Raw genomic sequence first — 17,601 nt, forward strand, 5'->3', positions numbered from 1 at the left:
AGCGGTGCTGCTGCTGCGGTAGCCAACACCGTCAGCTTTGTCGCACCCAACTCAGGCAGCGTCAGCAACACCGCCAGCAGTAGTTCCAACACCCCAGACCCGACTCCGGGCAACAATACTTCTACAATCACCACAACTCTCACCCCCCAGGCAGATGTCGTTACCACCAAAACCGGACCAGCGACGGCGACCTCGGGCTCAACAGTTACTTACACAATTTCGACGCAAAACATCGGGCCAAGCACAGCGACGCAGGTCACAATTAGTGACAGCATCGTTCCGGGCTTAACATCGGTAGTCGTCTCCAACGGCGGCACGTACAATGCAACAACTGGCATTGTCACCTTCCCATCCCTCCCCAGCTTGGCCAGCGGTTCTGCTGCTGCGGTAACCAACACCGTCAGCTTTGTCGCACCCAACTCTGGCAGCGTCAGCAACACCGCCAGCAGTAGTTCCAGCACCTCAGACCCGACTCCGGGCAACAATACTGCTACAGTCACCACAACTCTGACACCGACACCAACTCCAACTCCAACTCCAACTCCAACTCCAACTCCAACTCCAACTCCAACTCCAACTCCAGCACCAACTCCAACTCCCAACCTACCGCCAGTTGCTAACAATGCTAACTCCAGCCAGGGGCCCAACAGCAGCAGGTTACTCACGGGATTGGGAGGCAGCGACACCGACGGGACGATCGCCTCTTACACTATCGACACCCTGCCCCCAGCAGACCAAGCAGTCCTGTATTTAGGAGATCCCAGCAACGGTGGCGTGGCGGTGACACCCGGCCAAGTCCTGACTCCGGAACAGTTGCAGCAACTATTTGTATTGACGACGGGCAGCTTTACAGGAACCAATTTCACCTACAGCGCTACAGACAACAGCGGCGCCACCAGTCCCGCTAACGCTACTGTGGGGCTCATACTTCCCACGGACAACCTACCGCCGGTTGCCAACAATGCTAACTCGAGCCAGGGGCCCAACAGCAGCAGGTTACTCACGGGATTGGGAGGAAGCGACCCCGACGGGACGATCGCCTCTTACACCATCAACACCCTGCCCCCACCAGACCAAGCAGTCCTGTATTTAGGAGATCCCAGCAACGGTGGCGTGGCGGTGACACCCGGTCAAGTCCTGACTCCGGCACAGTTGCAGCAACTATTTTTATTCACGACGGGCAACTTTACAGGAACCAATTTCACCTACAGCTCTACAGACAACGGCGGCGCCACCAGTCCCGCTCCCGCTACTGTGGCGGCTGTTTCCCAGCAGGTTTCGCCAACTCCCACACCAGGACCAACTCCAACGGGCAACCTACCGCCCGTTGCCAACAATGCTAACTCGAGCCAGGGGCCCAACAGCAGCAGGTTACTCACGGGATTGGGAGGCAGCGACACCGACGGGACGATCGCCTCTTATACCATCGACACCCTGCCCCCAGCAAACCAAGCAGTCCTGTATTTAGGAGATCCCAGCAACGGTGGCGTGGCGGTGACACCCGGTCAAGTCCTGACTCCGGAACAGTTGCAGCAACTATTTGTATTGACGACGGGCAGCTTTACAGGAACCAATTTCACCTACAGCGCTACAGACAACAGCGGCGCCACCAGTCCCGCTAACGCTACTGTGGGGCTCATACTTCCCACGGACAACCTACCGCCGGTTGCCAACAATGCTAACTCGAGCCAGGGGCCCAACAGCAGCAGGTTACTCACGGGATTGGGAGGAAGCGACCCCGACGGGACGATCGCCTCTTACACCATCAACACCCTGCCCCCACCAGACCAAGCAGTCCTGTATTTAGGAGATCCCAGCAACGGTGGCGTGGCGGTGACACCCGGTCAAGTCCTGACTCCGGCACAGTTGCAGCAACTATTTTTATTCACGACGGGCAACTTTACAGGAACCAATTTCACCTACAGCTCTACAGACAACGGCGGCGCCACCAGTCCCGCTCCCGCTACTGTGGCGGCTGTTTCCCAGCAGGTTTCGCCCACTCCCACACCAGGACCAACTCCAACTCCCACACCAGGACCAACTCCAACTCCCACACCAGGACCAACTCCAACTCCCACACCAGAACCAACTCCAACTTTCAACGAACCGCCAATTGCCAACAATGCTAACTCCAGCCTGGGGCCCAACAGCAGCAGGTTAGTCACGGGATTGGGAGGCAGCGACCCCGATGGGTCTATCGCCTCTTATACCATCGACACCCTGCCCCCAGCAGACCAAGCAGTCCTGTATTTAGGAGATCCCGACAACGGTGGCGTTCCGGTGACACCCGGTCAAGTCCTGACTCCGGAACAGTTGCAGCAACTATTTGTATTGACGACGGGCAACTTTACAGGAACCAATTTCACCTACAGCGCTACAGACAACAGCGGCGCCACCAGTCCCGCTACCGCTACTGTGGGGCTCATACTTCCCACGGACAACCTACCGCCGGTTGCCAACAATGCTAACTCCAGACAGACGCCCAACAGCAGCAGGTTAGTCACGGGATTGGGAGGCAGCGACCCCGACGGGACGATCGCCTCTTACACTATCGAGACCCTGCCCCCAGCAGACCAAGCAGTCCTGTATTTAGGAGATCCCGACAACGGTGGCGTGGCGGTGATACCCGGTCAAGTCCTGACTCCGGCACAGTTGCAGCAACTATTTTTATTCACGACGGACAACTTTACAGGAACCAATTTCACCTACAGCGCTACAGACAACGACGGCGCCACCAGTCCCGTTCCCGCTACTGTGACGGCTCTTGCCCAGCAGGTTGCGCTGACTCCGACACCAACGCCTACACCAACGCCGATCGTCTCAAATCCGATCGCCGAACCAGATACCGACTGTGGGTGTCAGCCAATTATTGAAAAACCGGGAATTACCTTTGCACCCCCGCAGCAACCGCCCGCAGTTGGATTTGTCCGCCCGATTTCACAATTTTCAGAGGGACAAACCACCAATGGAACTGACGGCGATGACTCGATAGCAGACACCAAAGGCAACCAAAAAATCGTCGGTTTTGAAGGCAACGACCTGCTTTTAGGTGAAGACGGCGCGGACGAAATTTACGGAAACGAAGACAATGACACGATTTTTGGGGGCAGGGACACCGATATTGTTTACGGAGACGAGGGCAACGATATCGTATTCTCCGGCAAACAAAACGACTGGATTGCCGGCGACTTAGGCTCTGACTCCCTGTTTGGAGATCAAGGTGCCGATACGATTTTGGGAGACAACGGCGGCGATAACTCCAGCAGTGCTCAAAACAATGGCGATTTGATCTTCGGAGGCAACGGTGCAGACCTCATTAACGGCAACGAGGGCGAGGATACCATCCATACCGGCAAAGCTGACGATATTGCCCTTGGAGGTAAAGAAAATGACTTAATGTGGGGCGAACTCGGCTCCGATACGTTGTTTGGTGGCATCGGCTCCGATACCTTGTTTGGCGGCATCGGCGACAAAAGGGCCAGCGACTCCGAGGGACGCGACTTGCTGTATGGAGGTTTCGGCAACGACTTCCTCTACGGCCAACAAGGCAACGATACGCTCGTTGCAGGCAAAGATAACGATCGCGCTTACTCCGGTAAAGGCAATGACCTGATCTACGGTCAATTAGGCTCTGATACCCTCTACGGTGGCGAAGGAGCCGATACTCTGCTCGGCGACAGTGGCAGTTCCGAGTCAATCGGGGATATCGGCGAACAAGACTTAATCTTTGGCGGCAGCGACAACGACATCATCGGCGGCGGGCAGGGTAATGATACGGTGCAAGCAGGTAAAGGCAATGATTGTGTTTGGGGTGGCAAAGATCGGGATTTGATTTGGGGCGAACTCGGCTCTGATACGCTTGTCGGCGACAGTGGCGACGACACCATGTACGGCGCCGCTCGAAGTCGAGTTAATGATATTGGCGGCCGGGACTTGCTCTTTGGCGGCAGCGGTGCTGATGTGCTGTTGGGCGATGAAGCTGAAGATACCATCAGTGGCGGTCAAGACAACGACTTGATTTACGGCGGCAAAGCTAACGACCTCATAAACGGAGATGGGGGCGACGACTTGATTTACGGCGGTGACGGCAGCGATGAACTCTGCGGTGGCGAGGACAACGATACCATCTATGGCGATCGTGCTGATAACCGGGGTGTCTCGGTGGGCGCAAACGGCCAGCAAGACTGCATCAACGGCGGTGCAGGCGATGACTTGCTCTACGGCAACGAAGGGCAAGATACTATCAACGCAGAGGCTGGCAGCGATACTCTGATTGGCGGTAAAGATAACGACCTTCTCAATGGGGGCGCTGGAGATGACTGGCTGTTTGGCAATTTGGGCGATGATACTTTAATTGGAGGTATTGGGAGCGATCGATTTGGGTTGAGTGCTGATGGCGGCACTGATACTGTCATTAACTTCGAGGTAGGTGTCGATAAGTTTGTTTTGAGCAACGGGCTGAGTTTCCAGCAGTTGCAATTTAGTGCCACTCCGAGCGGTACGTTGCTGGGACTAGCAGGAACCGATCGGATTTTAGCGAATCTGGTTGGAGTTAACGGGGCGATCGGCTCTTCGGATTTCCTATCATAGATCTTAGGTATCCGCTCAATAATCCGGGGTAAATCGCTCAAGGATGCACGTCAAATGACGCAAAATCCTTCCTTAGCGGGTAGTCCACCCCGAATTATTGAGCGGATAGGATCTTACGCTCTGAGGGTTATAATTGGCGACGAAAGTCCCCTATTCTCCAAACAAAACCCCACTGCCGATCGGAACTTCTGTGGTGTTCCTCACAATACTCAATCCGGGTGAGAAACTTTATAGCACTCGCTCCTTGAAACCGCTCTTATACTTGCCTTTTGTCTTGCTCGCTTGAGACTCAAGAATAAGAGCGTATTCAAGACGGATTTGGTCTAACTTTGGATCGCGGTTTTCAGGTGTCCCAAGATACACAATGGTTGGTAGCTCACGTTTTTACTAGAAACCAATTTTATTGGGGTTGTGCGATCGAACTTAATAGGAAACTCAAACTCATCAAGTCCTCTGGGTCTGAAACCCCGCCGTTCTACGACGGCTTTACATGATATAATGGGATGAGTAATTAACTCAATCTAATGCAGACAATATCTGTTAAATGTAAGCTTCCAGTTACTGTAGAGTTACGGTGTGAAATTGACCGCACTTTGCAGGGATTTGCCGATGCTTGTAATCAGATATTGGAGGTAGCAAGAAGCGAGGATTGTTGGAATACAACCAAGCTTCACCACAAGGTTTATAAGCCTGTGCGCGAGGCTACGGGTTTGAAGGCAAACCATGTGTGTCAAGCAATTCGTCGCGTGATTGGTAACGCCAAATCAGTTAAGCAGATCCATCGGTTCAAACCAACATCGATTAGCTTGGATGTGCGGACTTTTCAATACATTGAAGAGTTGCAAACTGTTGGCGTTACCTTGATGTGTGGTCGAGTTAAGTTCAAGTTGAGTATTGGTAACTATCAATTGGCATTGCTGAAAGGGCAATCTCCAACTGCGGCTACACTCAACAAAACTAGAAGGGGCGACTACTACATCAATATCTGTGTTGAGCTGCCTACTGAATCCATTGGTAAAACCCCAAAAGTAATTGGGGTGGATTTGGGCAGGCGAGATATAGCTACCACTTCCACAGGTGAAACTTGGAGTGGCAAGCAGATTCAATCGGTTCGTGACCGTTACAGTAAGGTCAGAGCGAATATTCAAAGCAAACGCACTCGTTCGGCTCGTCGCCTGATGAGAAGGCTTTTTGGCAAAGAACATCGTTTTCAGAAGTGGTTGAATCACAATATTTCTAGGCAACTTATCAGTAGTGCAAAACAACTGGGTGCAGCGTTGGCTTTTGAGGATTTGACGGGGATTAGAGATAATCTCAACGAGAAACCTAGAAGCAAAACAGAACGCCGTAGGATTAACAATTGGGCGTTTTACCAATTGCGGTTGTTTGTGGGGTACAAGGCGAATATTGCTGGTGTATTACTTGTATTTGTTCCACCCGCCTACACAAGTCAAACTTCCGATGCGGACATATTCACCCAATCAAGGGTAAATCCTATCGGAATGGTAAGGTTTTTAAGTGTGGACATTGTGGGTTTGAACATGATGCTGATTTAAATGCTGCTTTGAATATTGCTGCTTTGGGGGCTTCGTTTGTAAGCAGTCCCGAAAGTCCAGGACTGAGTTGTCAATTGCAGGGGCAAATGCCTTTGTTTCCGATATCTCAGTTCTGTGGCTAAAGCTTCGCCCTTCTAGGGCGGAGTAAGCTTACCACTAATTCCCCATTCCATTGATTCACGATCCGGAAGTCAAGGATACCCGGATAGCTGTTTTTTTCCTAATCTCCTAGATAACTAAATACTTCTTCCTTCTACGTCGCAATTCCCTATTACCAATTCCATTGATTCACGATCCGGAAGTCATATCGTTTCCGGTTGGATGGGAATGATAAAGTCAAGGTCAATAATGCCACATTCCCCCACGAACCACGGACTATCTTTGCGGTGTAACCGGAATTGATATCACAGATACACGGATAGCTGTTTTTTCCTTTTTCCTGCTTCCTCCCAATTCCCCACGATCAATTCAAATACTTAGCTTAGGAGAGCGAAATCTGCTTGCGTAAAAACAGCCTGCGCGGCTGGCCCAACAGCCAACCAGTCCAATTCCAATCCACCTGTTGCAAGCGATAGCCGGCCTGATAGTACAACTGTCGCGCCGCGTGATTATTTTCCAGAACGTGGAGGTAAATCTCAGAAAATCCCCATTCTCGGGCTGTTTCCTCGCAGTTGCTGAGCAATTGTTGAGCAACTCCCTGCCGCCGGTACTCCGGGTGAACCGCTAAATTCGACAAATAAGGATAGTCAGAACTCGGAATTTGCCAAGGGAAGCGAGAACGCAGAGCAATTTCTATTGTTCCTGTTATGCACTGAGTTCGGTGCGCTCTATAATTCTGCGTTCCCTCCTCGCGCGAGACTAGCTCAGCAACCAGACAAATGTAATGTTCTGCCTTAGAACGCAGTCGATTTTTTAAATCTTCGTAAATGCCCAAACGCAACACCGGATACACCCATTCTACAAACCCCTCGCCGGAGTGAAAGCTCATGGCCAAAATATCAGCTAGCTGCGTCAAGTCGTTCGGCGCAGCCACCCGGATCGAAAAACCAGAAAGTCCGGGAGTCTGTTGTTCGTGAGATGGTGAGGAAAAAAAGGAAGGATTCACAATGCCAGGCCACTATGTTAATTTTTCTACGCGGGTTTCTAAGCTGCCCTCTTAGAAAATTCACTGATGTTATACTGATCTTATAACCTAACTTATAGACATAGTTTATTAGGAAGATTAAATTACATTTTTTTTGCTTGACATTAAGTAGTATTATGATGTAAGTTAGAAGTTTTTAGTATTTAATACTCGAGTTAGGACTAAATAAAAGCCATCCCCTAATTCTAGATTTTTGGCTCAGCTATTTGGCATTTAAATTCAAGCTCGCTCGCGGGCTTTCGGACCCGCGCCACAAGAGTTTAAGTAAACAGTAGCTGACAAATTAAATGCCAAATAGCTGAGCGGGAAAGGTATTACAAACAATCAAAACGGTTTTAAGGTCAGGTTCCCGGAATCCTACCGCTCTCTGCTTGCAGAAATACCCGATCGAATATAATTTATCCCTCAAGCGGTAATTCAAAAACTCAACGACTGGCCAGACTAACACCGGGCGCGTTCGCGGCTCGGATTTTCACCGCCGGCCTTTTAGCCTGGCAACCCAGCTTTCAGCAGTTGTGGGCAATCCATCGCCCGTCCCCCATCGAACCGGCCGGCGCCTGTGGTGCCAGGGGGTACTCTCCCAACCGTCCCATTTAAATTTGGATGCCTGGAAACAGTCTGCGGGGGTTTTCCCCCGTCGGCTCGATATTGTGCTGCGATACTCTGGTTGCAATACTCTGCAGCGCGCGAGAGACCTTCAAAACCTCGATCGAGCTGATTGACCCCGGCCAAAAACCGATACAACCCCCCGACACTCGTCGTGGAAAGATGAAAATTTTAGACCTTAGTTCAAGCTCCCAGATTCATCTGTGGAGTAAATCTAAAATCTAAAATCTAAAATCTAAATTGACTGACCGGTTTCCACAAAGTACATCCCTAGCTAAGATTAACAGATGGATGCTCTCGTTTGCGGTGTTTCGTCGCAGTCATTGGCTTGTCGAAGGTCTGCTGGAGGCAGAAAAATGTCGGGATGGGGAAAAAAGTGCCAGTCTAACTAAAATGGTACAGCAATTGCGTCACTCCCACAGACGCCTCTGTTGTCTGTGGGCCACCCCCGAATATCACTCAGGGGCAAGGCGCCGGATTGCGACCCGTATCTGCAGGCTGACTGTTAAAGTTGCTGTTAGCTGTGGGGAAAAACACAGGCAAATATGTGGGTTTTCTATTGTATCGTGCTGCGGGCAGCTTTCACATACCAAATAAAACAGGCCCAGGAGCCAGAATAAAACATAAATTTGGTAAATCAACTCACAATCAGGAGGGTTATTCCTATGTATTCTGAAATATCTAGACGGCAGTTAAAAGTGCGAGATTCGTGTTTGGTCTGCTGCTGCATAAAAATAAGGGGTCAAGGAAAATTCTCGGGAGACGAGCTTATTTGAATATCATTCAATCATAAAATTGGGGTGCACGACAGATAACTGTGGCTTAGAAGAATTCCGAATTGAAAACCCAGAAATCAAAAATCCAGGTTTGTGCTTGCCTCGGCACACTCACAACAACTTCATATCCACGAATTATTGTGATACCATTTTCCCAAAAAAATGGCACGGTAGGTAAACTCCCAAGCCTTATTTCATAAGTCATTCCTCACCTTTAAATCTCAAAGCGAAAATGGTAGGACTTCAACAATTGAAATCGGCGAATTCTTCCTTTGATCAGACTTTTTAAATCGAACAGCCCCGGGGCACAGGAGAACGGTGCATGAATTCCCAACAAAATCCTAAGCTAAAAATTCTGATCGTCGATGACGAACCGGATAACCTCGACTTGCTTTACCGCACCTTCCATCGAGACTACAAAGTGCTCAGAGCCGAATCAGGTCCCGCTGCCCTCGAAATTTTGGCGAAACAGGGAGAAGTTGCGGTGATTATCTCCGACCAGCGAATGCCAAAAATGAGCGGTACGGAGTTTCTCAGCCTGACGGCGGCTAAATACCCCGACGTGATCCGAATTATTTTAACTGGCTATACGGATGTTGAAGATTTAGTTGAAGCTATTAACGCTGGCAAAGTATTCAAATACGTTACCAAGCCTTGGGATGCTCAAGAGCTAATGAATCTTGTCAGTCAAGCTGTTGAGACTCACAATCTTCTGAAAACGCGCACCAATGAACTGCGCAGGGCTTTGAGCCAAGAATCGCTGCTTTATGCCGTTACCAATACTATCCGCTCGGCTCCCAATTACCAGCAAATGCTGCAAAGAATTGTGGAAAGCGTCGGGCAGATGTTTGAGGTGAGTTGCTGTCTGCTGCGGCCGTTCCAAGACGGTCGGGTGACCGATGAGTGGTTCGTTTACCAGAAGGCAGGAACTAAAGGGTTGGGGGGCGATGAGGAAGTCACGCCTGTCGATGGGAATGCTGCCGAACTCTCCCCGGATTTGCTGCCGGATTTGGTTTGGGAAACTGTGGATGTCGAGGTGATTCAAGATGCCCAAACTGACGATCGAGTTTTAAACTGGGATAATCAACAGCGACAGCAGGCTTACAAAGCTGCGAATATTCGATCGAGCTTGATCGTACCGCTATTTTACAAAATCGAACTGATGGCAGTCTTGGCGCTGCACCAGTTCGATCGACCGCGCCAGTGGCAAGACCACGAGGTACAGTTAGTAATTACGGTGGCTGACCAAGCCGCTTTGGCGCTTTCTCAAGCCCGGGCTTACGAACAGGTGCGGGCGCTCGCCAAGCGCGAGGCCTTAGTCAATACTATTACTACGGCAATTCGATCGAGTCTAGATCCTCAAAATATTTTTGCAGCCATTACTCAACAGCTCGCCCAAGCTTTGCAAGTTGACGGCTGCGCCCTATCTCTGTGGACAGAAGATGATGAATACGTCCAATGTGTGGGGCTATACGACACAACTAGGGATACTGTGGCTGTAGAACAGGGTTTTAACAATCCAGAGGTAGTTGCGAACCCTCTTGGCCCCTCGACGGCTTCTGCCAATGCCGATGGTAACGCTGGCGACTGGGTTTTTGCTCATCCTTCCCTGCCGCAGTCTTTGGTGCCGATTCGGGGCAATCCGGTGTTGCTGCAACTTATAGAATCGAAAGAACCGGTGGCGATCGAAGACCTCAACGAACACCCCGAGTTAAGTGTTACAGAACTGCAAGTTCGAGCGCCCGCCCGCGCCCTGTTAGTCGTTCCCTTGCTCTCAGATGGCAAAATCATCGGCAGCATTTCCCTGCGCCACAATCACAGCATCCGCCACTGGAACATCTCAGATATTGACCTGGCTCAAATAGTCGCAACTCAAGCTGCTCTGGCCGTGCAGCAGTCGCGCCTCTACCAGACTACCAGACAGCAGGCAGAACGGCTTCTGGAAGCCGATCGGCTCAAAACCGAATTTTTCCAAAATATCTCCCACGAGTTCCGCACGCCTCTAACTCTAACTATCGGTCCTCTGGAATCAGCTTGCAGGCGCAAAGAAGACTTGCCCTACCAACAAGCCGTAATCGCTTTGCGCAATTCCCGCCGCCTCCTGCGCTTGGTAAATCAACTGCTGGACTTGCAGCGGCTCGATGCCGGACGGATGCAGCCGAGTTTCCGCCCCTGCGATTTGGTCGGTTTCTGTTACTCTACCGCAGAGTCTTTCCGCGCCTACTGCGAGAAAAAAGGACTGCACTTAATTACCCAATTGCAAGAATGTCCTTTACTTTATTTGGATCTGGAAAGATTTGATAAAGTTATTTATAACCTGCTATCCAATGCTGTCAAATTCACCCCTGAAGGCGGAAAGATCACCCTGAAAGTTGAATCGGCAGGCGCTCACTGCTTGTTGCAAGTAAAAGACACCGGTATCGGCATTCGCACCGAACAAATTCCCTATTTATTCGAGCGCTTTCGCCAAGCCGAAGGTTCTGCCAGCCGTTCCTACGAAGGCAGCGGTTTAGGTTTGGCACTTGTCAAAGAATTAGTCGAACTCCACGGCGGTAAAATTTCCGTTGAGTCTGTTTACGGCGAAGGTTCTACTTTTAGCGTTTGGCTGCACTTCGGTTCGACTCACTTGCCCCCGCACCAGGTACTAGAAATACCTGCGGAGTTTCACTCATCCAAAGCTGCGGTGGAACTGGCAGATGTGGAGGCGGATTTGTCGGAAAATGATGCAGAAAATCATAACTTTGAGGCCCTGGAACCCGTCAGCTCAGAAAAAGTAGTGGGAACGGTTTTGGTGGTTGACGACAATCCAGATTTGCGCTTTTATGTGTCGGCAATTTTGCGAGATTCCGGTTTTGCAGTTTTGGTGGCCCGCAACGGAGAAGAAGGATTTGCCGTGGCTAAAAAACACCGCCCTAATTTAATTGTAACGGATTTGATGATGCCTTTGATCTCGGGTTTGGATTTGATTCGGATGATTCGAGAGGATGAGGAATTGCAGGGAACTCCGGTAATTTTGCTGACAGCTAAAGCCGACGAAGATACTCGAATTGAAGGAGTAGAACGGGGTGCTGATGCTTATTTGTCCAAACCTTTTAACGATCGAGAATTGTTGGCGGAAGTGCGGAATTTGCTCGCCCTCAAACAAAACGAGCGCCGAGTGCAGGAGTTGAACAGTTATTTAACTGAGTCGGTGCTGCGCCGATTTTTGCCGCCGTCGATGGTGAAGGCCGCAGCGGCTGGAGATTTAGCCTTGGATTTGCGCCCGGAACCGCGATTGATTACTATTTTGTTTAGCGATATTGTCGGTTTTACTCAAATGTCAAATACCCTGCGCTCACGCCGGATAGCTGAGCTGTTGAATGAATATTTGGCGGCAATGACTAAGGCTGTTTTTGACAGCGGCGGTACGGTGGACAAGTTTGTCGGAGATGCGGTAATGGCTTTGTTTGGCGCGCCGGAGGAACTAACCCCTAACGAGCAAGTACGCCGCGCTATAGCTGCAGCAAGGCAAATGCTGCTATCTCTCGAGGAGCTTAACAAGCGCTGGTTGCAGCAGGGAATTGTTGGGGAAAATGGGGTGCCTCCGCTGCGGTTTCGCTGCGGAATTCACCAGGGTACTGCAGTGGTGGGGATGTTTGGCGGCCCCGACCGATCGGATTATACTGCGATCGGGCCGAGCGTGAATATTGCCGCCCGGTTGCAAGAGGCGACTGAACCAAACACTGTGCTAATTTCGGCGGCGGTTGCAGATTATGTGGAGGAAAATCGAATTGTTAAATATAAGCCACTGACACTAAAGGGAATTGATGAAACGGTATTGACTTTTCTCCTGAATTGTGATTAATCATTAGTTGTTTGTTAAGTATTATATATTGACATCCCCCACACAATCTCGACAATTACCTATTCTTGACACTCCCGCGCCTAAAAATGTGGGGATTCTTGCTTCGCAGGGATTCCCCTCAATTTACTTGCAGTGCGGTGCATCTTGACCCTATGCCCTACGGCTGCCAGCTCTCGCTTGAGAACTACTTGTGCGGCTGCGCCATCTCTGTCGGTTGTATAGCCGCAATGGTGACACGAGAGAACTCGTTCTGATAACTCTTTTTTGCTTGTTTCATTAAGACAATTAGGACAGATTGGGCTCGTCTTTTTGGCGTCTACTTTTTGGAAAAATACACCGCGTTTAAAGCAAGTTGGCTCCAATATATTAAAGAATTGTCCAAACCCAGCATCTATGCAGTGCTTGCCTAACATCGCCCTTTACAGTCCAACTAGATTAAGGTCTTCGACAAACACCATACCCGCCCCGTCGCAGATTTGATGTGATAACTGGCGATGCCAATCTTTTCGGCTGTTTGCAACGTATTCCTATGATTTCCAGTTGCATGGAAATCATAAAGTCAAGGTCAATAATTCCACATTCCCCAACGGACGACTCCCTACTCCCAACGGATCATCCCGAACGGTGTTACCGGAATTGATATCATGCAGTAATGCGACTTTTTCCGCAGCCATTTTCCAATTATTTGACCCGATTCGTTTTCGAGTAACGCGCTTTTGCAGCAATTTAAGCTTGCGTTCTGGGGAACACAAAAAATCTCGTTATTTTAATTAAAAGTCCGTTATAAATTAAACAAAATTAGTCAACCCTATGTCAATTACTACGGGATTTCCGTGAGGAATGATATCGGGACGTGAGACATCCCATTGCAATGTCAACATTATGTACTAGCCAGTACACCCTCTAACTACGCAAGCTTATTTGACGATTGCGCCCTGGGGAATGGGGCGAGCCTGCCAAAATTTTATGCAGCCAATTGCAGGCAATTTAAATCGGTTGGCTTGATGCAAAGTTGTACCCAACTTTGGGAAACTCAAAACCTCAAAGTTCCCTGCTTTTTGAACCAAGGAAACCCGTGACGAGAGCTCCCACATACTGACGAAAGCTTTTTCCAATCTCAAAGTGGAGTCAAATCTCAAATCTCAAATAAACTGATATTCCTTGCTTCTATCTATCAAAAGAGGGAATTTTTTTCACAGCTCCTCGCGGGATAACCTCTATCTAGAGAATGGTTCAGCCGATCGCTCCGATCGAGTAGAAATAGAATGTCATATCTCATTGTGTATTGTATGAAACTCAATTTTTTTACGCAACGGCTTTCGACTGTCGGGCGCTGGATGGCTGCAACTCTGCTTTGCCTGTCAGCGATGACCTTCGTTTGGCAGGGTGCGTTTTTCTCGAACACCGCAGCAATGGCTTCTCCTGCTGTAAACTCGATGGCAGCAGACCCAGATGCGGGCGATGTGGTTCAAGAAAAAGCCAGCAAAGATGCTGGACGAGCCAAGAACTTCATCCGAGATACAGAAGAGAAGGTTAAGGAAACTGCCAAGACAAATGCTGCTAAAGTCGATCGAGCATCGGATGAGGGTAGTTTTGTAGAGCGCAAAGCTAAGAAAGATGCGGCCACAATTGAGAAAAGAGCATCGGAAGATTCAGCTCGTACTCAGAAAGCAGTAGATAATACCAAGAATGCTGTAGAGCGCGCTGTTGACAGCATCAAGGATGTTTTTAGCAACTAGACCATAAATAAGTAGGTAAGCGCAAAAAAACAATAATATCTGGCAGGGGCTTGTAGGGGCGGCTTTAGCGCTTATCTACAGTAAGGGCGAGTCTATCGTTGCAGAACCCGCCCTCTACCCAAGTGATGTTTATTTGTACTTACTTACTTGAAACTGAAAGATTGATGTACATTGACTAAGACCTCTAGACGCCTCGTGTAACCGACCCTAAGCCCTGCTTTAAAATTGTCGCAAAAACCGCAAATCGCTAGCATAAACCCGGCGAATGTCGTCGATTTCATAAAGTACCATTGCGAACCGCTCGACACCAAAACCGGCCGCAAACCCAGTATATTTTTCTGGATCTAAACCGACTCCTTTAAGAACGTTAGGATCGACCGTTCCGCAGCCCAAAACTTCCAGCCATTTGCCGTTCCACTGCAAATCAACTTCGGCAGAAGGTTCCGTAAAGGGAAAGTAACTGGTGCGGAAACGGATCGGCAAATCTTGCCCGAACATTTGCCGCAAAAACTCTTTAATCGTGCCTTTCAAGTCAGTAAATGTCAGACCTTCATCAATTGCTAAAAGTTCAATTTGGTGGAAGACTGCCGCGTGAGTAGCATCAACAGTATCGCGGCGGTAAACGCGGCCGGGAGAGACAATCCGAATCGGCGGTTTGTGCTGTTCCATGTAGCGAATTTGCACCGATGATGTCTGAGTCCGCAGCAAGTCGCCTCCGGGCAAGTAAAATGTATCTTGCATGTCCCGCGCTGGGTGGTCGGGCGGGGTGTTGAGCGCCTCGAAGTTATAATAATCTGTTTCCATTTCCGGGCCGTTGGCGACGGTGTAGCCGAGGCCGATAAAGATATCGAGAGCGCGGTCTATGACGGCGTTTAAGGGGTGAACGCGACCTTGGGGGCGAAAAATCCCCGGCATGGTGACATCGATGGTTTCTGAGGCTAATTTGGCTTGGATTTGGGCGGTTTGGAGGGCGGCCCGCTTGTCTTCTAAGTCGGCTTGCAGGGCTTCTTTGACAGTATTGGCGATCGCACCTACTTTGGGCCGCTGGTCTGGCGACAGTTTGCCCATCATGCCTAAAATTTGAGAGAGTTGGCCTTTTTTGCCGAGGTAGCCGACGCGCAACTGTTCGAGTTGTTCGAGGGTATTGGCAGTGGCGATCGCACTTTTAGACTCTTGACCGAGAATTTCTAGTTGAGTTTCAATGTCGCTTAGCTGCACAGTCATTTTGATTTTAGATTTTAGATTTTAGATTTTAGATTGATGGCAATTTTGAGCCAAGCTGAGTTTAGCGCAATTTTGGCTCGACAGTTTTGCTGATTTTAGATTTTATATTTTCGGTAGTTACGGATAATTCGTAATAGGTAATTGGATGTTAGGGCTCTCGCCCTAGTTGAATCTAGTTTAGTATTGTTATCAGGCCTATAAAAATTTCGATGAAACTTTTAATTAGCAACGACGACGGCATCTTTGCACAAGGCATCCGCAGCCTCGCCAACGCTCTTGCCGCCGCCGGTCACCACGTGAGCGTAGTTTGTCCCGACAGAGAGCGCTCCGCTACCGGCCACGGCCTCACCCTGCACCAGCCCATCCGCGCCGAAATTGTCGAATCTATTTTTGATCCCGCAGTCCAAGCTTGGGCCTGTTCTGGTACTCCCGCCGACTGCGTGAAGCTCGCTTTGTGGGCTTTACTTGAAAAACCGCCCGATTTTGTGCTTTCCGGTATCAACCACGGGCCCAATTTAGGTACGGACATCATCTGTTCGGGCACGGTTTCGGCAGCAATGGAAGGAATTATGGAAGGCATTCCCAGCATTGCTTTCAGCCTCGCGAGCTATACTTCGCAGGAATTTGGGCCGGCAGTGGATTTCGCTGTCAACTTGCTGTCACAGTTGGAAAAACAGCCAATGCCCAAACCGGTGCTGTTGAATGTCAACATACCAGCAGTCACACAAGCAGAAATTACCGGAGTTACCATCGCCCGTCAAGGCATTCGCCGCTATTTCGACATATTTCAAAAGCGCACCGATCCGCGCGGCAAAACTTATTATTGGCTGGCTGGGGAATTGTTAGAAGATGTTGAAGAAATCCGCGATTCGGCGGTGTTGCAGGATATTCCTACGGACGTACAAGCTATTCGCGATAACAGAATAACCGTTACTCCCCTGCAATACAATCTCACTTGTGTTCCCGACTTGCACTCGTTGCGGGATTGGGCATTTGAAGATTTTCCAAAGCAGTGAGCTGCCATCGACCCGATCCGAGCGGTAAACTAGGAATTAAGGAAAAGTGCCCATAAAGGTCTATACCTTAGGCATTAACACAGGCTCCCTATTCGTTGTTGGTTTTTTTTTACTCAAGAAAAACAGTTATGAACGCTCCCACCTATAACACTCATTCTCTCACTTGCCCTATCTGCAACCGTTCCAGCGTCATAGGCCCCGTCGGGATGGTTAGCGGACTATTCACTTGTCCCCACTGCCATTCTCATTTAGTAATTAGCTGGAGCGGCCATTTTGTGCGCGATCCTTTTAGTCTTAAACAACTGACGGTGGGAAAGATGCTCAGGCGCGAGAGCAGGCCGCTAGCTCGGATTCAGCGCGACTTTGGGCTGGGTAAGCATTTTCCGCTGATTGCAATTTTGGGCAGTGTGGTATTTTTTGGATGTGCGATCGCCGCTACAGAACAATCCCTACCCCGACAGAATTCATTTCAAGGATTTTTAGAGTGGGTGAGCGGAACTGGTAATTCCCCAGATGTCTCCCCGTAACATTTGTTAACAGAAATTGTGACATATACTCCGTGCAAATATCTATTCCTTTAGGTATAAATCACAATATTTTAGCAATTGCACCAATCTTGAGGTGCAGGTAAGGACTGAGGCGCCGTGCCCTTCATAGTGTCCCCAAAAACGTCAAAACCAAAGTCCGGCAGGGGTTTTAGCCCCTGCCTCAAGGATCGAGTCCGGTGGACTTAAGTCTGACAACTGTGTTTCCGGTTAAGTTGACACATATCACAAAAATAATACGGTAGTCGGGAAGCGAGCGTGCCTGGGACCGGCTTGAGGAAAGACGACGAGAGGGAATTTATTCTTCATTAATCTTTTGCTATAAGTCAGGAGCAAGTAAGAATAACTGTCTGCGTGTCGCAACAATTTAGTAAGGTGAAATTCCTGATTGAGCCTGTGTCGGTATGGCCGTAGACTCGTTAAACGAGTAATAGTGAATTGTTGAGCGCACCTAACTGGTAAGCGCGAGCTCCGGCGAAAGCAAATTCACCAAAGAACTGGGTCTGAAGCCCCGTCCTTCTAGGACGGCTTTAATTCTCTTCGATTTTTCTCGATTGTATC

General features: G+C 49.6%; 9 protein-coding genes and 1 pseudogene. 7 read left to right on the top strand and 3 right to left on the bottom strand.

Translation table 11 applies throughout. The annotated features are described in order from the left end of the window. The 3 genes and pseudogenes from QUB56_RS33945 to QUB56_RS33955 all read left to right on the top strand — a co-directional run. Nucleotides 1–4,590, top strand: a pseudogene (locus QUB56_RS33945) (DUF4347 domain-containing protein); the annotation flags it as partial. Between the two features lie 524 nt (nucleotides 4,591–5,114). Then, complete coding sequence (locus QUB56_RS33950; RefSeq protein WP_332960749.1) at nucleotides 5,115–6,146, top strand: transposase; 1,032 nt, start codon at nucleotides 5,115–5,117, stop codon at nucleotides 6,144–6,146. Further along, nucleotides 6,071–6,268: a zinc ribbon domain-containing protein gene (locus tag QUB56_RS33955; RefSeq protein ID WP_332960758.1), complete on the top strand. Its 198-nt coding sequence runs from the start codon at nucleotides 6,071–6,073 to the stop codon at nucleotides 6,266–6,268. Before QUB56_RS33950 ends, QUB56_RS33955 begins: the two co-directional genes overlap by 76 nt. Nucleotides 6,269–6,627: 359 nt before the next feature. Here QUB56_RS33955 and QUB56_RS33960 read toward each other — a convergent pair whose 3' ends face one another. Further along, nucleotides 6,628–7,251 (bottom strand): GNAT family N-acetyltransferase, encoded by a 624-nt coding sequence (locus tag QUB56_RS33960; RefSeq protein WP_332960750.1) that lies wholly within the window; start codon nucleotides 7,249–7,251, stop codon nucleotides 6,628–6,630. A gap of 1,743 nt (nucleotides 7,252–8,994) precedes the next feature. Between QUB56_RS33960 and QUB56_RS33965 the strand changes: the two genes are divergently transcribed. Then, on the top strand, nucleotides 8,995–12,516 hold the full coding sequence (locus QUB56_RS33965) for a response regulator (protein ID WP_332960751.1): 3,522 nt from the start codon (nucleotides 8,995–8,997) through the stop codon (nucleotides 12,514–12,516). Between the two features lie 80 nt (nucleotides 12,517–12,596). On the opposite strand, the gene QUB56_RS33970 is transcribed toward QUB56_RS33965, so the two are convergent. Further along, complete coding sequence (locus tag QUB56_RS33970; protein ID WP_332960752.1) at nucleotides 12,597–12,929, bottom strand: zinc ribbon domain-containing protein; 333 nt, start codon at nucleotides 12,927–12,929, stop codon at nucleotides 12,597–12,599. Nucleotides 12,930–13,805: 876 nt separating this feature from the next. Here QUB56_RS33970 and QUB56_RS33975 point away from each other — a divergent pair. Beyond that, entirely contained in the window at nucleotides 13,806–14,255 is a 450-nt protein-coding gene (locus QUB56_RS33975) for a hypothetical protein (RefSeq protein ID WP_332960753.1), read from the top strand. Nucleotides 14,256–14,474: 219 nt separating this feature from the next. On the opposite strand, the gene pheS is transcribed toward QUB56_RS33975, so the two are convergent. Next, the gene (gene pheS, locus QUB56_RS33980) at nucleotides 14,475–15,479 is read right to left on the bottom strand and encodes a phenylalanine--tRNA ligase subunit alpha (RefSeq protein ID WP_332960754.1); all 1,005 of its coding nucleotides are present in this window, start codon (nucleotides 15,477–15,479) and stop codon (nucleotides 14,475–14,477) included. Between the two features lie 209 nt (nucleotides 15,480–15,688). Between pheS and surE the strand changes: the two genes are divergently transcribed. After that, on the top strand, nucleotides 15,689–16,495 hold the full coding sequence (gene surE / locus QUB56_RS33985; protein ID WP_332960756.1) for a 5'/3'-nucleotidase SurE: 807 nt from the start codon (nucleotides 15,689–15,691) through the stop codon (nucleotides 16,493–16,495). A gap of 128 nt (nucleotides 16,496–16,623) precedes the next feature. Beyond that, nucleotides 16,624–17,022, top strand: coding sequence for a hypothetical protein (locus tag QUB56_RS33990; RefSeq protein WP_332960757.1), 399 nt, complete (start codon nucleotides 16,624–16,626; stop codon nucleotides 17,020–17,022). Nucleotides 17,023–17,601: the final 579 nt, after the last annotated feature.

It is taken from the genome of Microcoleus sp. AR_TQ3_B6 (assembly GCF_036702785.1).
GTDB lineage: Bacteria > Cyanobacteriota > Cyanobacteriia > Cyanobacteriales > Microcoleaceae > Microcoleus.

Coding starts and splice junctions, on each gene's coding strand:
- QUB56_RS33975 (WP_332960753.1), top strand. CDS start 13,806: ATGAAACTCAATTTTTTTACGCAACGGCTTTCGACTGTCGGGCGCTGG.
- QUB56_RS33950 (WP_332960749.1), top strand. CDS start 5,115: ATGCAGACAATATCTGTTAAATGTAAGCTTCCAGTTACTGTAGAGTTA.
- QUB56_RS33970 (WP_332960752.1), bottom strand. CDS start 12,929: ATGTTAGGCAAGCACTGCATAGATGCTGGGTTTGGACAATTCTTTAAT.
- QUB56_RS33965 (WP_332960751.1), top strand. CDS start 8,995: ATGAATTCCCAACAAAATCCTAAGCTAAAAATTCTGATCGTCGATGAC.
- pheS (WP_332960754.1), bottom strand. CDS start 15,479: ATGACTGTGCAGCTAAGCGACATTGAAACTCAACTAGAAATTCTCGGT.
- QUB56_RS33990 (WP_332960757.1), top strand. CDS start 16,624: ATGAACGCTCCCACCTATAACACTCATTCTCTCACTTGCCCTATCTGC.
- surE (WP_332960756.1), top strand. CDS start 15,689: ATGAAACTTTTAATTAGCAACGACGACGGCATCTTTGCACAAGGCATC.